Consider the following 293-nt stretch of genomic DNA (forward strand, 5'->3'; position numbering starts at 1 on the left):
TTATCCCCACCTTCCAACCCAATCGGGTCCTGATTCACAAACCGACCTACTTCAGGCTCGTAATACCTGAAGAAATTGTAATGCAGCCCAGTTTCAAGGTCGCAATACTGGTTTTGCAATCGGAAGGGTTGGTGAGCAGTTCCGGATATGTCGGTTTCACTCTTCAGTTTGCCCCAGCCGGTATATTTGCCGAACCACAGTAAATTGCCGTCTTTATCGGTCATCTCTCTCGGGATGCCGATTTGGTCGCAGTGGAAATAGTGGGTTTGTTGGCGGCTTTCGCCGTCTTCGTT

At 49.5% G+C, this 293-nt stretch carries 1 protein-coding gene; it reads right to left on the reverse strand.

Annotated features, from left to right (window positions below; translation table 11 throughout):
* The coding region (locus ACTHS4_RS11830) for an RHS repeat-associated core domain-containing protein (protein WP_440365981.1) at positions 1-293 on the reverse strand (293 nt) is incomplete at both ends.

Source organism: Neisseria sp. P0014.S009, from assembly GCF_051958155.1.
GTDB classification, from domain to species: domain Bacteria; phylum Pseudomonadota; class Gammaproteobacteria; order Burkholderiales; family Neisseriaceae; genus Neisseria; species Neisseria flavescens_C.